The organism is Pseudomonas sp. JAI120, assembly GCF_014207255.1.
Classification (GTDB): domain Bacteria; phylum Pseudomonadota; class Gammaproteobacteria; order Pseudomonadales; family Pseudomonadaceae; genus Aquipseudomonas.
In genome coordinates, this window is sequence record NZ_JACHCZ010000002.1 from 1161201 (window position 1) to 1178316 (window position 17116).

Here is a 17116-nt window from a genome sequence, read left to right on the forward strand (position 1 = left end):
GGGAAAGCCCTGCGCCCTTGCGCAAATCGTCAACTGGGGTTGCACGCTCCAGCGAGACCGAGGCAGTCCGGCTGCCTACGATGGGTTGTCCGTTACCTAACCCACCGCAAGAAAGGTCGCTTCCCATGGCTATCGATTTCCAGCTCACCGAATCACAGAAGGCTTTACAGGCAAGCGCGCGAACCTTCGCCGCCGAAGTCCTCAGCAAGGTCGCCTCCACCATCGCCCCAATCGCGCGACCGGAAGACCGGTTCTACGCCACGCGGCCGTTCTACGATGCAATGGTCGACGCCGGCTTCATCAAGGCGTTGCTGCCAGCCTCGTTCGGCGGCAGCGCCCTGACCACGCTGGATTTTGCCTTGGCTGCCGAAGAACTCGCCGCCGCCGACGTCAACTTGCCTTCGGCCTTACTGGGCACCGGCCTGGGTTTGCACGCGGTGCTGCACCACGGCACCGAGGAGCAGAAACGCCGCTTCCTGCCGGACTTCGTCGAAGATGGCTCGCGCCTGGCCGCCCTGGCCTTCACTGAGGTCACCGGAGGCGCGAACTACGACAGCCCTGACCCCTCCGCCGGCGTACAGACATTCGCCCGCCTCGAAGGCGACGAATGGGTCATCAACGGCGCAAAGCACTACACCACCAACGGTACCGGTTGGGACGGCAAGGGCGCGCACCTGTACAGCGTCATATGCCGCACCGATGCGGCCCTGCCGCCACAGCAATCGCTGGCAGTCATCATGGTGCCCGGTAGCGCTCAGGGCATCGAGATCGCGGGTTTTCTCGATACCGTCGGCCATCGCGCGACGATCTCGCCGCGCATCCATTTCAACAATGTGCGCGTGCCGGCGGCCAATATTGTCGGCAAGCCGGGCGATGGCATTGCCATGGTGGAAGATGCCTTCTCCTGGACTGCGGCTCTTATCGGCGCGGCCTGCGTAGGTGTGATGCGCGCGGCCTTCGACGTCGCCTTGAAGTTTGCCCGCACCGACAAGCGCTCCGGCACGGTGCCTGTGATTGAGCACCAGAACGTTGGCTTCATGCTGGCCGACATCAAGATGCGCATCGAGGCCGCGCGCTACCTGACCTGGAAAGCCTGTCACCAACTCGATATCACCCAGGGACGCAGCCGCGAACTGGCCATCATCACCAAGGTGCACTGTTCGGAACTGTGCGTTCAGGCTGTCTACGATGCCATGCGCGTTGTCGGTGTCGATGCCTACACCGACCTCTACCCGTTGGCCGGCCTGATGCAGGACGCGCTGTGTTTTCCCCTGTACGACGGCGGCAACATGGGGGTCCGCCGCCGGCAACTCCATGCCCTGCTGCGCTCGCCGGCCTACGACGCCATGGCCTGCGCAGAGGCACGCAGTTGAAGCGGCCCCCGTGCCACGAGGCGTAAGCGCCGAGCAGCTGTCCTTCCCAGCACAACGAATGACCGCCCCAACAAAGCGACTTGGGGCGCTCCCCCCCTATCTTTGTCATGCGCACTACCGCGTTGTCCTGTGTCGCCGCATTTCGCCGACCGATCAATGACAGATGACTACTCGAGAGAGGACTTCCGTAATGACCCAAGCATTCTCCAGCGTCGCCCGCAGGACCGGCCACGTGTCAAAGGCCGGTACCCACTCGCCCCTGAGCTGCATGAACAAGGTATTGGCCTTGGCCTGTCTACCGATGGTCACGATGGTACCGATGACCGCCCGGGCCATCGATGTGGACATCGGTGATTTCGTCCCGGCGCCGGAGGGTACGACAGCGGGGTTGCTGTACCTGCAGCATGCCAAGCGCGACAAACTCTATGCTCAGGGACGGCAGACGGCGCGGGATCCTCGGCTGGTCTCGGATGTCGGTATCGGGAGGCTGGTGCACTACACCACGATTGGCGGGCTGACGGTAGGCCCCCAGATCCTGGTACCGTTTGGCCGGCTGGATGCCGGGCGCGACACGAGTGCACTGGGCAAGACCAGCGGGGTAGGTGACGTCATCCTGGCCGCACCAGTCTGGTTGATCAACGACTCAGCGTCTCGCACCTATCTAGCCATAGCGCCCTATCTTTACCTTCCAACGGGTAGCTATAGCCACGACCGCCCGCTCAATCTGGGTGAAAACCGCTGGAAGTTTGATTTACAGGTAGGTTTCGTCAAAGGGCTGACCGACAATTGGTATGTCGATTTGACCGGCGACGTCATGTTCCACGGCAAGAACGACAACTATGGCGCTGCCGGCGACACGCTCAAGCAGAAACAGCTCTACCAGGGGCAGGGATATTTGCGTTACCAGTTCACGCCCGGAGCCAACGCTTTCGTCGGCCTGTCGCAGACCTGGGGCGGTGAGACCCGGGTCAATGGCGTTGACAGCAACGACGAAGCCCGGCAACGAAAAATCAGCGTGGGTGGCAGTTACTTCATCCGCCCGAAGACGCAACTGCTAGTAGCCCTTGGGCGCGACCTTGAGGTGGAAAATGGCTTCAAGGAAAGCGCCCGCATCAACGTTCGACTGTTGCAGGTGTTCTGAGTAGGAAGACAACATGTTTGTCTAGCCCCGAGCCAACAATCGATCGAGCAGACATTGAGCACCGAGCTGCCGCGCACCACTGTCGGCATGCACCGGTGCACTGTCTCATCTTCGCGCCACCGACTCGACGGTCACTCACTGGAAAAATCAAGCCGATTGCGCTCTTAAAGGAGTTCGCATCAGCGAAGACGAAGAAGAACGCCTGGCGTTAAAACATATCCGGGCATGGGGTAGCCAGGCGTAATCGAACAGCATTTGCCCTCAATTGACGCGTAACCCAGTACTGATAACGGCTTACCGAAAGGTAGACCGTTTTTTTATGCCTTGAAGAAAGTGCCTGGGGCATACTCGCAGCGCCCCTCCTGGATACAGAACTTAGCCAATAGGACGTCCCTTCATGAGCCTTGATGTGTTCGCAATCATCATGCTGGGCGCTGCGTTGCACGCCACTTGGAATGCCGTGGTCAAGGGCGGTGACAACAAGCTGCTGACCACCTGCATGATCGCGTCGATCGCATCACTGATCGCATCGGCGGTCATTCCGTTTCTGGAACTGCCATCCAAGGAAAGTTGGCCCTTCATCGGCGCGTCGGTGATTTTGCAGGTGGTGTATTTCGTGCTGGTCGCCTCGACTTACCGCATTGCCGACATGAGCCAGACCTACCCGATCATGCGCGGCACCGCGCCGTTGCTGGTGGCGACAGCGAGCGTAGGGCTGTTGTCCGAATCCTTGTCCTCCTTCGCCTGGCTTGGCATTGCCATCATCTGCATCGGCATTTTGAGCATGGCTGCAACCCCCGGCATCGGTCAGCGAAAAGGGCTGCTCCTGGCGCTGGTCAACGCGGCAGTCATTGCCGGCTACACCCTTATCGACGGTGTGGGTGTGCGCAAATCCGGCGCGCCTGCGGCCTATACGCTGTGGATATTCCTGCTCACCGGCATCGCGCTTGCCCTATGGGCATGTGCCGTCAGGCGGCGGGAGTTCTGGCGCTATCTGGCGCGCCACTGGCGTCCTGGCGTTATCGGCGGCTTCGGCACCGTCGTGTCCTACGGCCTGGCGCTTTGGGCAATGACGGCGGCACCGATCGCCACAGTTTCGGCGCTCAGGGAAACGTCGATTCTGTTTGGCGTGGTGATCTCGGCACTGGTGCTCAAAGAACAGCTGACCCGCCGCCGGATCATGGCCGCGTGCATCATTGCCGGCGGGGCGATGGTGTTGCGACTGGGCTGACGCGCCGGTCAAACCCATGACATGCCCGGCAGGGCTGCACTCCAAACAAATCCCCCGCCACCCTATCAAATGAGACCACCTCTCATTAATATGCCTGCTATTCGCGCAACGCCGCATCAGGGTATCGGGGCCATGGAGACAGGGACGCCAGGGGATCAGGAAAAACTCAGCGCCGTTTTTATCGGGCAGCGCAGTGCGTTAATCCGTATGCTGTCGCGCGTCGTCGGCTGTTCGAGCCAGGCGGAGGACCTGGCCCAGGAAACCTACCTGAAGGTGGCGAAAGCGCTGTACGCCCGCCCTATCGAACACCTGAAGCCGTTTCTTTATCAAACCGCGCAGTACCTGGCCTTTGATCATCTGCGCAGTGTGCGCAGCAAAAGGCGCTATGAGTGCCATTTGGCCGAAAGCCTGGTTGTCGAGGTGCCCACCACGGCACCCGGACCGGAGAGCCAGGTCCAGGGCCAACAGCAACTGCTGCAGTTTCAACAGGTGCTCGCTACCTTGCCCAAACGCCAGCAACAAATCCTGGTATTGCATCGACTGCATGACCTGTCCCAAAGCGAGATCGCCCAACGTCTGCAGGTGTCGTTGAGCACGGTGGAAAAAGATCTGCGCCAAGCCCTCACTGCCTGCGTCAAGCAAACGACCGACCATGATTGATCGTGCCGATATCCCCGATGCCATACGTAAGCAGGCGACCGACTGGTTCGCCCAGCGCGATGAGACGGTGCGCAACCCCATCACCCGCCAGCGCTTTGAGCGGTGGCGCGATGCGGATCCCCGGCACGCCACGGCGTATGCGGAACTGACCGCGATGTGGGAAAGCCGTGCCTTCGAGCAAGCCTTGAAAAACCTCGCCGGCGACCTGGAGTTGCCCCCTGCCCCGCAAGCCGCCACGCACCGCAAGACACGCTTCGTGGCTGCCGCCGCTGCCGTGTTGATCACGCTGGGCATCGGCTGGATGACCGATGTGCCGATGCGCCTGCAGGCTGACCACATGACCGACATTGCGCAGTTGGAACGCTTTGACTTGGAGGACGGCTCGCACATCGTGCTGGGCAGCCACAGCGCCATCAGCATCGCTTTCGACGGTGCCCATCGCCGCATCAAGCTGCTGCGCGGTGAACTCTATGTCGAAGCCGCCCATGACTCAGACCGCCCCCTTAGCATCGAAACCACCGAGGCCCGCGTCACCGTAGTCGGCACGCAATTCAGCGTCAGCCAGCGCGACGCGGGCGTCACCGTCGCCGTGCGCCAAGGCCAGGTACGCTTCGCCAACCGCAAGGGCGAACAGAGCCTGTTGCAGGCGGGCAACTGGCAACAGTTGCTGGGTGGGCATCTGCAACCGCTGTCCCTGGACGGTGGTGAACGACAGATGGCCTGGATCAACGGACGGCTGTCGTTCCAGAACGCGCCGCTGGCGCAGGTGTTGGCAGAAATCCGCCGCTATTACCCCGCACCGATCCTGTTATTGAACGATACCGCCGCCGGGGAGCGGGTCAGCGGCAATTACCAGTTGGATGATCCCCAGGCGATCGTGCAGGCGTTGGGTAAAGTCACTTCAACCCGGGTCCAGCGCCTGCCTGGCGGCATCCTGGTAATTCGCTGACACAGCCCACCTGACACCGTCGAAAAAAGTTTTACGGCTTTCGAAGCTTCAACCCGTCAAGAACTTTGCCTTTGCAAATCATTCCTATTTCTAACGGGGCTCACATGCACTTCCCAGCACTCAATCCGACCCACGCCCGCAGCATTCTTGCGCTCGCCATCTGCCTGGCGTGCAGCACTGCGGTTGCCGTGGAACCGGCGGGCAAACCGGCCATTCGTGAAGCAGCAGATACCCGCAGCTTTGCCATCGCGCGTCAGTCGTTGGTCAATGCCTTGGATCAATTGAGTGTGCAGAGCGGGCTGCAAATTGCCTATGCGGCTGACCTGGCCCAAGGCGTCGAATCGCCTGGCGTCAGCGGCCGCATGACCGCCCTGGAGGCGCTGACCCGATTGCTCAAAGGCACGCCCCTGAGCTTCGAGCGCAACGGCCCTGACGCAGTCATGCTGACCCGCACCGAACAACCCGGCGCGGCCTTGCAACTGGGCACCACCACCGTCATCAGCAACCAGTTGGGCACAGTCACCGAAGGCACCGGTTCCTACACCCCGGGCACCATCGCCACGGCCACGCGCCTGGTGCTGACCCCGCGCGAAACGCCGCAGTCCATCAGCGTCGTCACGCGCCAGCACATGGATGACTTTGCCCTCGACAGTGTCGACGACGTGATGCGCCATACCCCTGGCATTACCGTGTCGGCCTACGACACCGACCGTAGCAATTACTACTCGCGTGGTTTTTCGATCAACAATTTCCAGTACGACGGTATCCCCTCGGCCGTGCGCAACGTGGCCTATTCGGCGGGCAACACCCTGAGCGACATGGCGATCTATGACCGGGTCGAAGTGCTCAAGGGCGCCTCCGGCCTGCTCAGCGGCGCCGGCTCCCTGGGCGGCACCATCAACCTGGTGCGCAAGAAACCTACGGCGGAATTTCTCGGCCACATCACCACGGCGGCGGGCACCTGGGATCACTACCGCACGGAAGTGGACGTCAGCGGCCCGCTGACCGAAACCGGCAATGTGCGTGGGCGTGCCGTGGCGGCCTATCAGGACAACAAATCGTGGGTCGACCGCTACTCGAACAAAAGCTCGGTGTTCTACGGCATTCTCGAATTCGACCTGTCACCCGACACCTTGCTCACCGTGGGCGCCGATTATCAGGACAGCAAACCCAAAGGCTCCACCTGGTCCGGCAGCTTCCCGCTGTTCAACTATGCCGGCGAGTTGAACAATGCCAAGCGCTCCTTCAGCAATGCCACTGACTGGAGCAGTTGGCAGCAATACACCCGCACGGTGTTCGCGAACCTGGAGCACGACCTCGGCGACGGCTGGGTGACCAAACTGCAACTGGACCACAAGCTCAACGGCTACGACGCCCAGATGGGTGCGATCCAGTTCTACCAGCCGGCGGCGGACGGCACCGCAAATATCAACGCCCAGCGCTACAAGGGCGAAACCACCAGCGACTCGGCCGATCTGTATATCAGCGGCCCGTTCAATTTTCTCGGCCGTGAACATGACCTGGTGGTCGGTGGATCCATCAGCACCGCCCATTGGAAGGGCAAGGGTTATTGGGACGAAACCTTCCCCACCGCCAACCTGGTCGACTACTTCAACTGGCATGGCAACCTGGCCAAGCCCGACTGGGGCGTGGCCTCCCAAGTCACCGACGACACCATTCGCCAGACCGGCATGTACGTCACCACCCGCTGGAACCTCACCGACGACCTGAAACTGTTGCTCGGCGGGCGCGTGGTCGACTACACCCTGACCGGCAGCACCGACACCTACCGTGAAACCGGACGCTTCATTCCCTATGCCGGGGCCATCTATGACCTCACGGACAACCTGTCGGCCTATGTCAGCTACACCGATGTCTTCATGCCCCAGGAAAGCTACAACCTCGACCGTAACCGCAAGCTGATTGACCCGGACGAAGGCGAGAACTATGAAGTGGGCCTCAAGGGTGAGTTCCTCGATGGGCGCCTTAACGCCAGTCTGGCGTACTTCGAGGTGAAGGAAAGCAACCGCTCCCTGCCCGACGATGCGTACAACAACCAGACGCCGACACCGCCCAACTTTGCCTTCAAGGGCACCGATGCGACAACCAAAGGCTATGAACTGGAACTGTCCGGCGAAATCGCCCCCGGCTGGCAGTTGCAGGGTGGCTACACCCACAAAGTGGTGCGCGACGATGCCGGCAAAAAAGTCTCGACCTTTGAGCCCGAGGATCAGGTGAGCATGTTCACGATCTACAAGCTCAAGGGCGAGCTGGACAAAGTCAGCGTCGGCGGTGGCCTGCGCTGGCAGAACACGGTGTGGCAGGACATCTACAACAGCCCCAGGAATACGACCGAGAAATTTTCCCAGGAGGCCTACTGGGTGGTGGACTTGATGACGCGCTACCAATTCACGAAAAACCTGTCGACCACGCTGAACCTCAATAACGTGTTCGATAAGCCCTATTACACCAACGTGGGCTTCTACAACTCCGCCATCTACGGCGCACCGCGTCACTTCATGCTGACCACGCGCTGGGACTTCTGACTGCCTGAGCCACACGGCCTATCACGAGGTAGGCCGTTTTTGACGCCCTCCCTTGCCACTGTTAGTGTCCAGCCTTCCCCATACACGGAGTGCTTCACGGTGAAACTGGACATCTACCAAGTCGACGCCTTCAGCCAACATGCCTTCGGCGGCAACCCTGCCGCGGTGTGCCCGCTCACCGAGTGGCTGCCCGATGAGCAACTGCAGCATATCGCCGCCGAAAACAACCTCTCCGAAACCGCCTACTTCGTGCCCCGCGATGGGTTCTATGAGTTGCGCTGGTTTACCCCGCAAGTCGAAGTCGACCTGTGTGGCCATGCCACGCTGGCGACGGCCTGGGTGTTGACTCACGTGCTGGCAGACGCACCGCAGGTGCTGCGCTTTGCCACCCGCAGCGGCGAGCTTCGGGTAACGTGCAATGGCGATGAGCTGGCGATGGATTTTCCTGCCCGGCAACCACAACGCTGCGAACCGCCTGCCGGAATGTTGAGTGCCCTGGGGATCGAGAGCGCCGACGTGTTCGGCACCGATGACTACATCGTGCTGGTGGACGACGAAGCCCAGGTCGCAGCGCTGACACCTGACTTTGCGCGGCTCAAGGGCCTGCCCAAGCGCGGGATTGCAGTCACCGCCAAGAGCACCCGGTTTGATTTCATTTCGCGCTGGTTCGGGCCGAATGTGGGGGTCGATGAAGACCCGGTCACCGGTTCGGCGCATACCTCGCTGGCACCGTTCTGGGCCGAGCGCCTGGGCAAATCGCACTTGACGGCCGAACAAGGGGGCCAGCGCAAGGGCCAGTTGCACTGCGAGCTGCAGGGCGACCGCGTGATTATTTCCGGCAAGGCAGTGTTGTACATGCAAGGCACGATTTACCTGTAAACCGCAGCGCCCCCAGGACAACAGATCATTCGCAAAATGAACGGAGTTCAGCACGTGTTTTCGATTTCCCTCCGCCAACTGTCGCTCATGGCGGCAGCCCTGAGCCTGGCTGCCTGCCACACGCCGGTCAACGAACAGCCACCGGCACCGGAGTTGGGCTCGGGCTATCGCACCGACCTCAGCACCCGCCATGCCGAGCGCCATATGGCCGCCGCCGCCAACCCGCTGGCGGCCGAGGCCGGACGCGAGATGTTGCGCCAGGGCGGGTCGGCAATTGACGCTGCCATTGCGATGCAGGCGGTGTTGACCCTGGTGGAACCACAATCTTCCGGCATTGGCGGTGGTGCGTTCATCATGTTGTGGGATGGGAAAAACGTGCACGCCTATGACGGCCGCGAAACGGCGCCGGCGGGGGCGACCGAGCGGTTGTTCCTGAACACCGACGGCACGCCGATGGCCTTCACCGACGCGCAGATCGGCGGGCGCTCGGTGGGCACGCCAGGGGTGCTGCGGGCCCTGGAAATGGCCCATAAGAAGACCGGCCGCCTGCAATGGGCCAAGCTGTTCGAGCCAGCGATTCGTTTGTCGGAGCAGGGCTTCGCGATTTCACCGCGCTTGCACAGCCTGATCGCCGCTGACCGCTTTATCCCGCAATCGCCGGAGATGGCAGCCTACTTTCTGAATGCCGATGGCACGCCAAAAGCCGCCGGTACACGGCTGAAAAACCCGGCGCTGGCCGCTGTGTTCAAACGCATTGCCAAGGAAGGACCGGACGCCCTGTACCACGGGCCGATTGCCGATGAAATTGCGCGCAAGGTGCAGGGCAACCGCAATGCGGGCAGCCTGACTCAAGCGGATCTCAAGGGCTACGTCGCCAAGGAACGCGCGCCGCTGTGCACCGATTACAAGCGCTGGAGAGTCTGTGGCATGCCGCCGCCGTCCTCAGGCGGGATTGCGGTCGCGCAGATGCTCGGCACATTGCAGGCCCTGGAAGCCCGCGACCCAAGCCTGGCCATCGCGCCGATGACACCGATAAAAAGCGCCTCGCCTGCCGGGCTTGAACCCACGCCCGAGGCCGTGCACCTGCTCGCCGAAGCCGGTCGCCTGGCCTTTGCCGACCGCGCGCTGTACGTGGCCGATGCGGACTTCACACCGGTGCCGGTGGCCGGCCTCGTGGCCCCGAACTACCTGGCACAGCGTGCCACGCTGATCGGCGAGCGCAGCATGGGCATCGCCAAGCCAGGCCGACCGGCCGGTATTCAAGTCGCGTACGCACCGGACCGTTCGCCGCTGCGAATCTCCACCTCACAAGTGGTCGCCGTAGATGACCTGGGCGGCGCCGTGTCGATGACCACCACGGTGGAAGCCGCGTTTGGCGCCCATGTGATGGTCCAGGGCTTCTTGCTCAATAACCAGATGACCGACTTCTCATTCATCCCCGAAGAAAACGGCCAGCCGGTAGCCAACCGCGTGCAACCTGGCAAACGCCCGCGCTCGGCCATGGCGCCGACCCTGGTGTTCGACCGCAAGAGCGGTGAGTTGCTGGCCGCGGTCGGTTCGCCGGGCGGCTCGCAAATCATCGAGTACGTGAGCAAATCCCTGGTGGCGATGCTCGACTGGAACCTCGACCCGCAAGCCGCCATCGGCCTGCCCAATTTCGGCAGCCGCAATGGGGCTACCGAGCTGGAAGCGGGCTTGTTCAGCCCAGGCCTGAAGCAGGCGTTGAAGGACAAGGGCCATGAGCTGAGCGAGATCGACATGACCAGCGGTATCCAGGCCATCGTGCTCAAGCGGGACGCCCAGGGCAAGGTGTCGCTGAGCGGCGGCGCCGACCCTCGGCGCGAAGGCGAAGCGCTCGGCGACTGACTTTATTGAACGGAGGTAAGCCCTTGCATCAGGCTGAAAATCTCGCTGCCATCCCTGGCGTCGACCACGGTTTCTGTTCGATCGATGACCCGCTGCGCCCGGATGAGGTGTTCATCTGCAAGCAAGTGCACAGCGCCTCGGTGATTGAATGGCAGGCGGGCCAGGTGGCCAATACGATCGAGGCCGATGGTGTGTTGACGCACCACGCTCACCCGATCGCGGTGATCACCGCAGATTGCCTGCCCATTCTGTTCGCGTCGAAAACGGGCGAACGGGTGGCCGCAGTCCATGGCGGCTGGAAGGGGCTGCAACGCGGGATTATCGCCAACGTCATGCAGCGCTTTGCCGCCGAAGGGATTGCAGCCGACCAACTGCAAGTAGCTATCGGCCCATCGATCAAGCCGTGCTGTTATGAAGTGAGCGAAGGCTTTATCGCCGACTTCCAGAGTGACCAAGGGCACCTGTGGCAACACGCCCAGGCACCGTGGAGCTTCGTGCAACCAGCACCGCTGCAATCCCCGCAGATGGCCCCGCCCCATGCACGGCAAGCAGGCAGTGCGTGGTTTGATTTGAGCGGGTATGGGTTGTTGCTGCTGCAAGCGGCGGGCGTCAAGCGTGAGCAGATCGAAGTGAGCGAGGTGTGCACCTACTGCACGTCGCCGACGTTTGCCAGCTACCGCAGAAGGACGCATCAGCCGGAGGAAGCGAAGACGTTGATTTATTCGTGGATTGCTCGTACAGACTGACACGAGAAGGCCTACAACACTCTTTCTCAAATCCTCTACATGTCTTCAGATCGCAAAATGCCATGTCATTTTTTGCGATAAACCCCCTCTTGAGCGGCGCCTTTTCACCTGCGATTTTCTGGCCCGCACTTTCTTGCCAGGGGCTACGTCAAAGACGTAGAATTTCTCGTGTTAACGATCATAGAATCTCCATTGTTCAGCAAACTATGGCCTGACTATTGGAGCGAAGATGAAAAGGGTATTTTCATGGCGTTTCTTGCCAGCCATCCCGATGCCGGGAATGTTATTCCTGGCTCGGGCGGTTGCCGAAAAGTACGCTGGTGCTTGGAGGGTCAGGGCAAAAGGGGGGCAGTGCGAGTCATCTACACCACTCAATTGGCTTGCGGAGCAATAGTAGCCCTACTGATTTACGGCAAGGGCGCTACGGAGAATATTCCAGCGCACATCCTGTACAAAATTGCGAAGGAGATGAACCATGCCACTCACTGATAAACAACTGAAGGAACGTGACGCCAAACGCAATATCGGCGAAGAATTACTGAGCGCTATTCAGGATGTTAAAGCAGGACGCTACGGCGCCGTGCAGCAGATCGAAATCACTCAAGCTGCCGAAGCAAGAAGCAAGACAGGACTGTCGCAACACAAATTTGCCGAGCTTTTGGGGGTTTCGGTAAGAACCCTTCAAGAGTGGGAACAGGGGCGTCGTTCCCCCTCCGGCGCAGCACGCTCACTGCTGCATATTGCGGCCATAAGACCAGACGTTTTTCGGGAAGTCCTCAGTAACGCCTGATGGCGTTACTGGCCACTCCCTGAGGATCAACGGCTGATCTTCAACCCCTTACGCCCCGCATGCCGCTCCAGCGCCAGCTCGATCAATCGGCTCACCAACTCGCTGTAGCTCATGCCCGCTGCCTGCCACAGCTTGGGGTACATGCTGATGCGAGTGAAGCCGGGCAGTGAGTTAATTTCGTTGATCAGCACTTCGCCATCGTCGGTCAGGAATACATCGACCCGCGCCAACCCCGCGCAACCCAGCACGTCAAACGCCTCGAGGGCCAAGCGGCGAATCCGCTCACTGGCTTCATGGCTGATATCAGCCGGCACCACCACCTGGGCCGCCTGCCCGTCGATGTATTTGCTGTCGTAGGAGTAGAAACCGCTGCTCACCACAATCTCGCCGCAGCCGCTGGCGACCGGGTTTTCGTTACCCAGCACAGCGCATTCTATTTCGCGGCCGCGCACGGCCGATTCCACCAGCACCTTTTGATCAAAACCCAGGGCCAGTTCAACCGCGGCGTGGTACTCAGCCTCGTTGCCCACCTTGCTCACACCCACCGAAGAACCCTGGTTGGCCGGTTTGACGAACATTGGCAGGCCGAGTTTATTCACCGCAGTGTCAAAGGAAGTACGCGCGACGTTGCTGCGGGTCAGGGTGATGAACGGCGTCACGGCAATGCCGGCGTCGCGCAGCAGACGTTTGCTGATGTCCTTGTCCATGCACACCGCCGAGCCGAGCACGTCGGAGCCGACGAAAGGCAGGTCAGCCATGCGCAGCAGGCCTTGCAGGCAGCCGTCTTCGCCGAGGGTGCCGTGGACGATGGGGAAGATCACGTCGATGTGTGCCAGCAGGCCGTTGCCGGAGGTTTCCACCACCTGCTGGCTGGCCTTGCCGGGCACCACCGCCAGTTCACGGTTGGATTGGTTAAGGGCGATGAGTGCCGGGTTTTCCTGGTTGATCAGGAAGTTCGAGGTGTCGTTGAGGTGCCAGTGGCCGGCCTTGTCGATGCCGATCAGGACTGGCTCGAAGCGTGTGCGGTCGAGTGCATCGACAATATTGCGCGCCGACTGCAACGAGACTTCGTGCTCGGCCGAACGACCACCAAAAATAATCCCCACCCGCACCTTGCTCATGACTCGGCCTCACTGTCGAAAGTAAGGCTTCTTACCACGGACGGTCAGCGATTCGCTACCAGGTGTGCGCCGAACAACACGTAGCAACCGCCGGCAAAACGGTCGAGCCATTTGCGCGAGCGGCTGTAGAGGTTGGCCATGTGCGCACTGGAAAACACCAGGGCCACGCAGGAATACCAGCTGAACGACAGGGTGGCCATGGTGATCACCGCCAGGGTCAGCAGCATCGGCGACGGCGACGGCGGCATGGTGGAGGCGAAGATGGTGGCGACGAACAACGCGGCCTTGGGGTTGGACAGGTTGCCCAACAACCCCAGGCGCCAGGCGGAAAACAACGAGCGGCGCGCTTCCTCCGGCAACAGGCTCTGGCCCATGGCTGGCGCCGAGCGTTTGAACAGTTTCAGCCCCAGGTAAATCAGGTAGCAGCCGCCGATGATCTTGAACGCCAGGTACAACATGGGGGCGGCGGTAAACAGCGACTTGATGCCCAGGCCACCCGCCAGCCCCCACATGATCGTGCCAGTGGACACGCCCGCCGAAGCCACCACGCCATGGCGGCGCGAACAACTGGCAGCCAACTGTGCCGTGTTGAAGAAGTTGGGCCCGGGCGTCACCACCGCCACTGTCCACAGCAGGGCCAGCGAGACCAGGGGAGCCACGTAGGCGGGGTTGATAAATTCCATTGGGCAGCTCCATCAGCGCAGGGCACGAGCAAGGAGCATAGACCTCGCCCACCGCCCGCACAATCGTACAAGACCCCGGCAGACAAGGGTTGCAGACTGGGTTAACGTATTTCCACCTCTCCTTGTGACAAGCCGCCATGGGCAAACCGACCCGCAACTTCGACTGGCTGCACCGTGCCCCGCATGCCAGCGGCCTGGACCGTATCGAGGCGTACTTTGCAGGCTTTGCCTTCGACCCGCATCGCCATGACACCTACGCCATCGGGCGTACCTTGTCTGGCGTGCAGAGTTTTCACTATCGCGGCGACATGATCCACAGCCTGCCCGGCACGACCATGGTGCTTCATCCCGATGAAACCCACGACGGCCACGCCGGCAGTGACGAGGGTTTCAAATACCGGATGATTTACGTGGAGCCGTCGCTGATCCAGCAGATCCTCGGCGGTAAGCCGTTGCCGTTTATCCCCAGTGGTTTGTCCACTGACCCCAGGCTGTTCCGCGCCAGCGAAGTGCTGCTGCAGAACCTCGATCATCCGATTGACCCGTTGCAGGAACAGGACGCGATGTTCGACCTGGCCCACGCGCTGAGCAACGCCGCTGGCGCCCTCGTCAGCCGCAAGGCGTTCGATTACGTCGCCGCCGAACGCGCCCGGGAGTTTATCCACAGCGCCCTGGGCCGCAGCATCACCCTGGATGAAATCGCCGACCACGCCGGCCGCGACCGCTGGGCATTGTCGCGGGATTTTCGCGTGCTGTTCGGCACCAGCCCCTACCGCTACCTGACGATGCGTCGGCTGGACCTGGTGCGCAGTCTGCTCGCGCAGGGACAGTCGCTGGTGGACGCCGCGCTGATCGCCGGCTTCACCGACCAGAGTCATATGACCCGGCAATTTCGCAGCACCTACGGTATGCCGCCGTCGCGTTGGGTGAAGATGCTCGGGCGCTGAGTACGCTTAGAGCGAGTGCCCATCGATGGGCTCGCCGATGGTCAGGAAATGCCCTCCCGCCACATGATGCAAAGTCCGTAATTCATCATGCCCTTCGAAGTGCCAGTGGCCTTCGCTGAACACCCGCTCATCGGCATAGGCTGCGACCACTTCGCCGAGGAACAGGTCATAGGTCTGCTGGTTGTGAGGTTCGGGCAGCAGGCGACATTAAGCATGAGTCCTATGGATCAGCTCGACAGTTGGTTAGCGAATCGCCCTACCCGTTGAGCGCCAGCACATTTAACTGCCGTTATTTCGACACACGCCCATGACTTGGTACTCCAAAGTCGTGAGCTTGCCGCTGGAGTCTTCATAGGTCATGCGCGAAGGCACGGTGTTGCACGCGCGGATCGGCGGCGTCACGTTGACCACCTTGGCAATGTCCAGCTTCATTCCATAGCGATAGGCCTGCACTTTAGGCACCGGCTTGCCGTTTCTCACGGCGTAATCGGCCATGGCCTTTTCATTGCGCTCCATCATCAGGGCAAAGGTGCGATCACCGCCGCCTTCGGCCAATGCACCGAAAGACAGGACGGCCGTTAATACACCCAGAGCGGTTTTATAAAAGTTCATCACCTGTTCCTCGACTGAAAGTTCAGTGCCGAGACTAACGAACGAACCCTGACGCGATGTTCACCAGAACATTACTTATTTGTTAGGTGGTGGCGAGCTTCCAGAATTGTAATGTTCACGCCACCCAATCGTTATCCACGGTTTGCAACTATCAGCCCGGGCCAGATCAATAAGAACGCCCGCCTCCATAAGAAGCTGATAACTGCCAATACCGAGGAGCGAAACATGCGGATCCGTTATTACACCCTTCCCCTTTCACTGATCGCCACATTGCCCCTGGCAGCCGTGGCCGCGGAAGACAAACCTGAAGGGTTTATCGAAGGCAGCAGCGTGAACGTGCTGGCGCGCAACTTTTACTTCAACCGCGATGACCGCAAGGGCCAATCCAGCCCCACCGGGAATGGCTATTCCGAAGCCTGGGCCCAGGGAATGATCGGTAAATTCGAATCCGGCTTTACCCAGGGCACCGTGGGGTTTGGCCTGGACGCCTTCGCCATGGTCGGCGTGAAGCTCGACTCGGGTACCGGCCGCAGCGGCGGCAAGGGCTCGTTCGGCGTGCTGCCGGTGGACAGCAACAACCATCCCGAGGACAACTACAGCAAGGTCGGCGGCGCGGCGAAACTGCGGGTATTGGACACGGTGATCAAGGCCGGCGACGTGTTCCCGCTGACCCCCGTGGTGGCCTACGGCGATTCGCGGGTGTTGCCGGAAAGCTTCCGTGGCGTGACCCTGCTGAACACCAGCCTGGAAGGCCTGACCTTGCAGGGCGGGCGTTTGAGCGGCATGAGCCAACCCAACGAAAGCGGCATGAACAAAGGGTTCGCAACGTTTTACGCCGGCCCGGTCGATTCACCTTGGATCGGCTACTTCGGCGGCGACTACACCCTGAACAAACACCTGAGCCTGAGCCTGTACAGCAGCCGCCTGAAGGACGCCTGGGACCAGTACTACGTCGGCAGCGCCGCCAGTTACCCGCTGAACGAAGACGTCTCGCTGTTCGGCGACGTCAACTACTACAAGGCTGTGGACGAAGGCAAAAAGCTGCTGGGTGAATTCGACAACACCATCTGGAGCGCCCGGCTCGGCGTGAAGGTGGGCGCCCACAGCCTGGCTGTGTCGCACCAGCGCAACAACGGCGATGACGACTTCGATTACCTGCGTCAGTCGGACTCGATTTTCCTCAACAACTCAATCCAGTACAGCGACTTCAACTCGCCCAAGGAGCGCTCGTGGATGCTGCGCTACGACCTGGACATGCAGCCATTCGGCATTCCCGGCCTGTCGTTCATGACCCGCTACGGCAAGGGCATCGGCGCCGACTACAGCAATGCCAACGCGGTGTATATGCGCCGCGATGCCGCCGGCGATCCGCTCACCGACCAACGCCGCTGGGAGCGGGATATCGAAGCCAAGTACGTGGTGCAAAGCGGCAACTTGAAGGATTTATCGCTGCGACTGCGCCAGGCCACCGTGCGCTCAAGTTCATTTGAATCCGACCTTGAAGAAGTCCGCGTCATTGTCGAATACCCACTGGCGATTCTTTAAGACGCGCTTACATTCACTTGCCGATGC

At 61.0% G+C, this 17116-nt stretch carries 15 protein-coding genes and 1 pseudogene; 12 read left to right on the forward strand and 4 right to left on the reverse strand.

Annotated features, from left to right (window positions below; translation table 11 throughout):
- Positions 1-125: 125 nt before the first annotated feature.
- From HDC32_RS17345 to HDC32_RS17390, 10 genes are all read left to right on the forward strand, one after another.
- Positions 126-1373 carry an acyl-CoA dehydrogenase family protein gene (locus tag HDC32_RS17345; RefSeq protein ID WP_167654690.1) on the forward strand — a complete coding sequence of 416 codons (1248 nt, stop codon included), beginning with the start codon at positions 126-128 and terminating at the stop codon, positions 1371-1373.
- Positions 1374-1563: 190 nt separating this feature from the next.
- Positions 1564-2514: a transporter gene (locus tag HDC32_RS17350; protein ID WP_131700431.1), complete on the forward strand. Its 951-nt coding sequence runs from the start codon at positions 1564-1566 to the stop codon at positions 2512-2514.
- A gap of 397 nt (positions 2515-2911) precedes the next feature.
- On the forward strand, positions 2912-3745 hold the full coding sequence (locus HDC32_RS17355; RefSeq protein WP_131700432.1) for an EamA family transporter: 834 nt from the start codon (positions 2912-2914) through the stop codon (positions 3743-3745).
- A 132-nt stretch (positions 3746-3877) separates the two neighbouring features.
- Entirely contained in the window at positions 3878-4405 is a 528-nt protein-coding gene (locus tag HDC32_RS17360) for an RNA polymerase sigma factor (RefSeq protein WP_131700433.1), read from the forward strand.
- Entirely contained in the window at positions 4398-5354 is a 957-nt protein-coding gene (locus HDC32_RS17365; protein WP_184744883.1) for a FecR family protein, read from the forward strand. Before HDC32_RS17360 ends, HDC32_RS17365 begins: the two co-directional genes overlap by 8 nt.
- Positions 5355-5458: 104 nt before the next feature.
- Positions 5459-7900, forward strand: coding sequence for a TonB-dependent siderophore receptor (locus tag HDC32_RS17370; RefSeq protein ID WP_184744885.1), 2442 nt, complete (start codon positions 5459-5461; stop codon positions 7898-7900).
- Between the two features lie 99 nt (positions 7901-7999).
- Complete coding sequence (locus HDC32_RS17375) at positions 8000-8779, forward strand: PhzF family phenazine biosynthesis protein (RefSeq protein WP_184744887.1); 780 nt, start codon at positions 8000-8002, stop codon at positions 8777-8779.
- Positions 8780-8815: 36 nt separating this feature from the next.
- Positions 8816-10645, forward strand: coding sequence for a gamma-glutamyltransferase (ggt, locus tag HDC32_RS17380; RefSeq protein WP_184744888.1), 1830 nt, complete (start codon positions 8816-8818; stop codon positions 10643-10645).
- 23 nt (positions 10646-10668) lie between these two features.
- The gene (gene pgeF, locus HDC32_RS17385; RefSeq protein WP_184744890.1) at positions 10669-11391 is read left to right on the forward strand and encodes a peptidoglycan editing factor PgeF; all 723 of its coding nucleotides are present in this window, start codon (positions 10669-10671) and stop codon (positions 11389-11391) included.
- A gap of 475 nt (positions 11392-11866) precedes the next feature.
- Positions 11867-12181: a DNA-binding transcriptional regulator gene (locus tag HDC32_RS17390; RefSeq protein ID WP_184744892.1), complete on the forward strand. Its 315-nt coding sequence runs from the start codon at positions 11867-11869 to the stop codon at positions 12179-12181.
- 26 nt (positions 12182-12207) lie between these two features.
- Here the strand turns inward: HDC32_RS17390 and ddlA are convergent, their stop codons facing one another.
- Entirely contained in the window at positions 12208-13302 is a 1095-nt protein-coding gene (ddlA, locus tag HDC32_RS17395; RefSeq protein ID WP_184744894.1) for a D-alanine--D-alanine ligase, read from the reverse strand.
- A gap of 44 nt (positions 13303-13346) precedes the next feature.
- A complete protein-coding gene (locus tag HDC32_RS17400; protein WP_184744896.1) occupies positions 13347-13985 on the reverse strand; it encodes a LysE family transporter in 639 nt (212 codons plus the stop codon).
- Positions 13986-14122: 137 nt separating this feature from the next.
- On the opposite strand from HDC32_RS17400, the gene HDC32_RS17405 reads away from it, so the two are divergent.
- Positions 14123-14932 carry an AraC family transcriptional regulator gene (locus tag HDC32_RS17405; protein WP_131700442.1) on the forward strand — a complete coding sequence of 270 codons (810 nt, stop codon included), beginning with the start codon at positions 14123-14125 and terminating at the stop codon, positions 14930-14932.
- 6 nt (positions 14933-14938) lie between these two features.
- Here HDC32_RS17405 and HDC32_RS17410 read toward each other — a convergent pair.
- Together HDC32_RS17410 and HDC32_RS17415 are read right to left on the reverse strand one after the other, a co-directional pair.
- Positions 14939-15139 (reverse strand): annotated as a pseudogene (locus HDC32_RS17410) (flavin reductase); the annotation flags it as partial.
- 72 nt (positions 15140-15211) lie between these two features.
- Positions 15212-15544: a DUF2790 domain-containing protein gene (locus HDC32_RS17415; protein ID WP_145335611.1), complete on the reverse strand. Its 333-nt coding sequence runs from the start codon at positions 15542-15544 to the stop codon at positions 15212-15214.
- A 225-nt stretch (positions 15545-15769) separates the two neighbouring features.
- Between HDC32_RS17415 and HDC32_RS17420 the strand changes: the two genes are divergently transcribed.
- Positions 15770-17089 (forward strand): OprD family porin, encoded by a 1320-nt coding sequence (locus HDC32_RS17420; RefSeq protein WP_184744898.1) that lies wholly within the window; start codon positions 15770-15772, stop codon positions 17087-17089.
- Positions 17090-17116 lie beyond the last annotated feature (27 nt).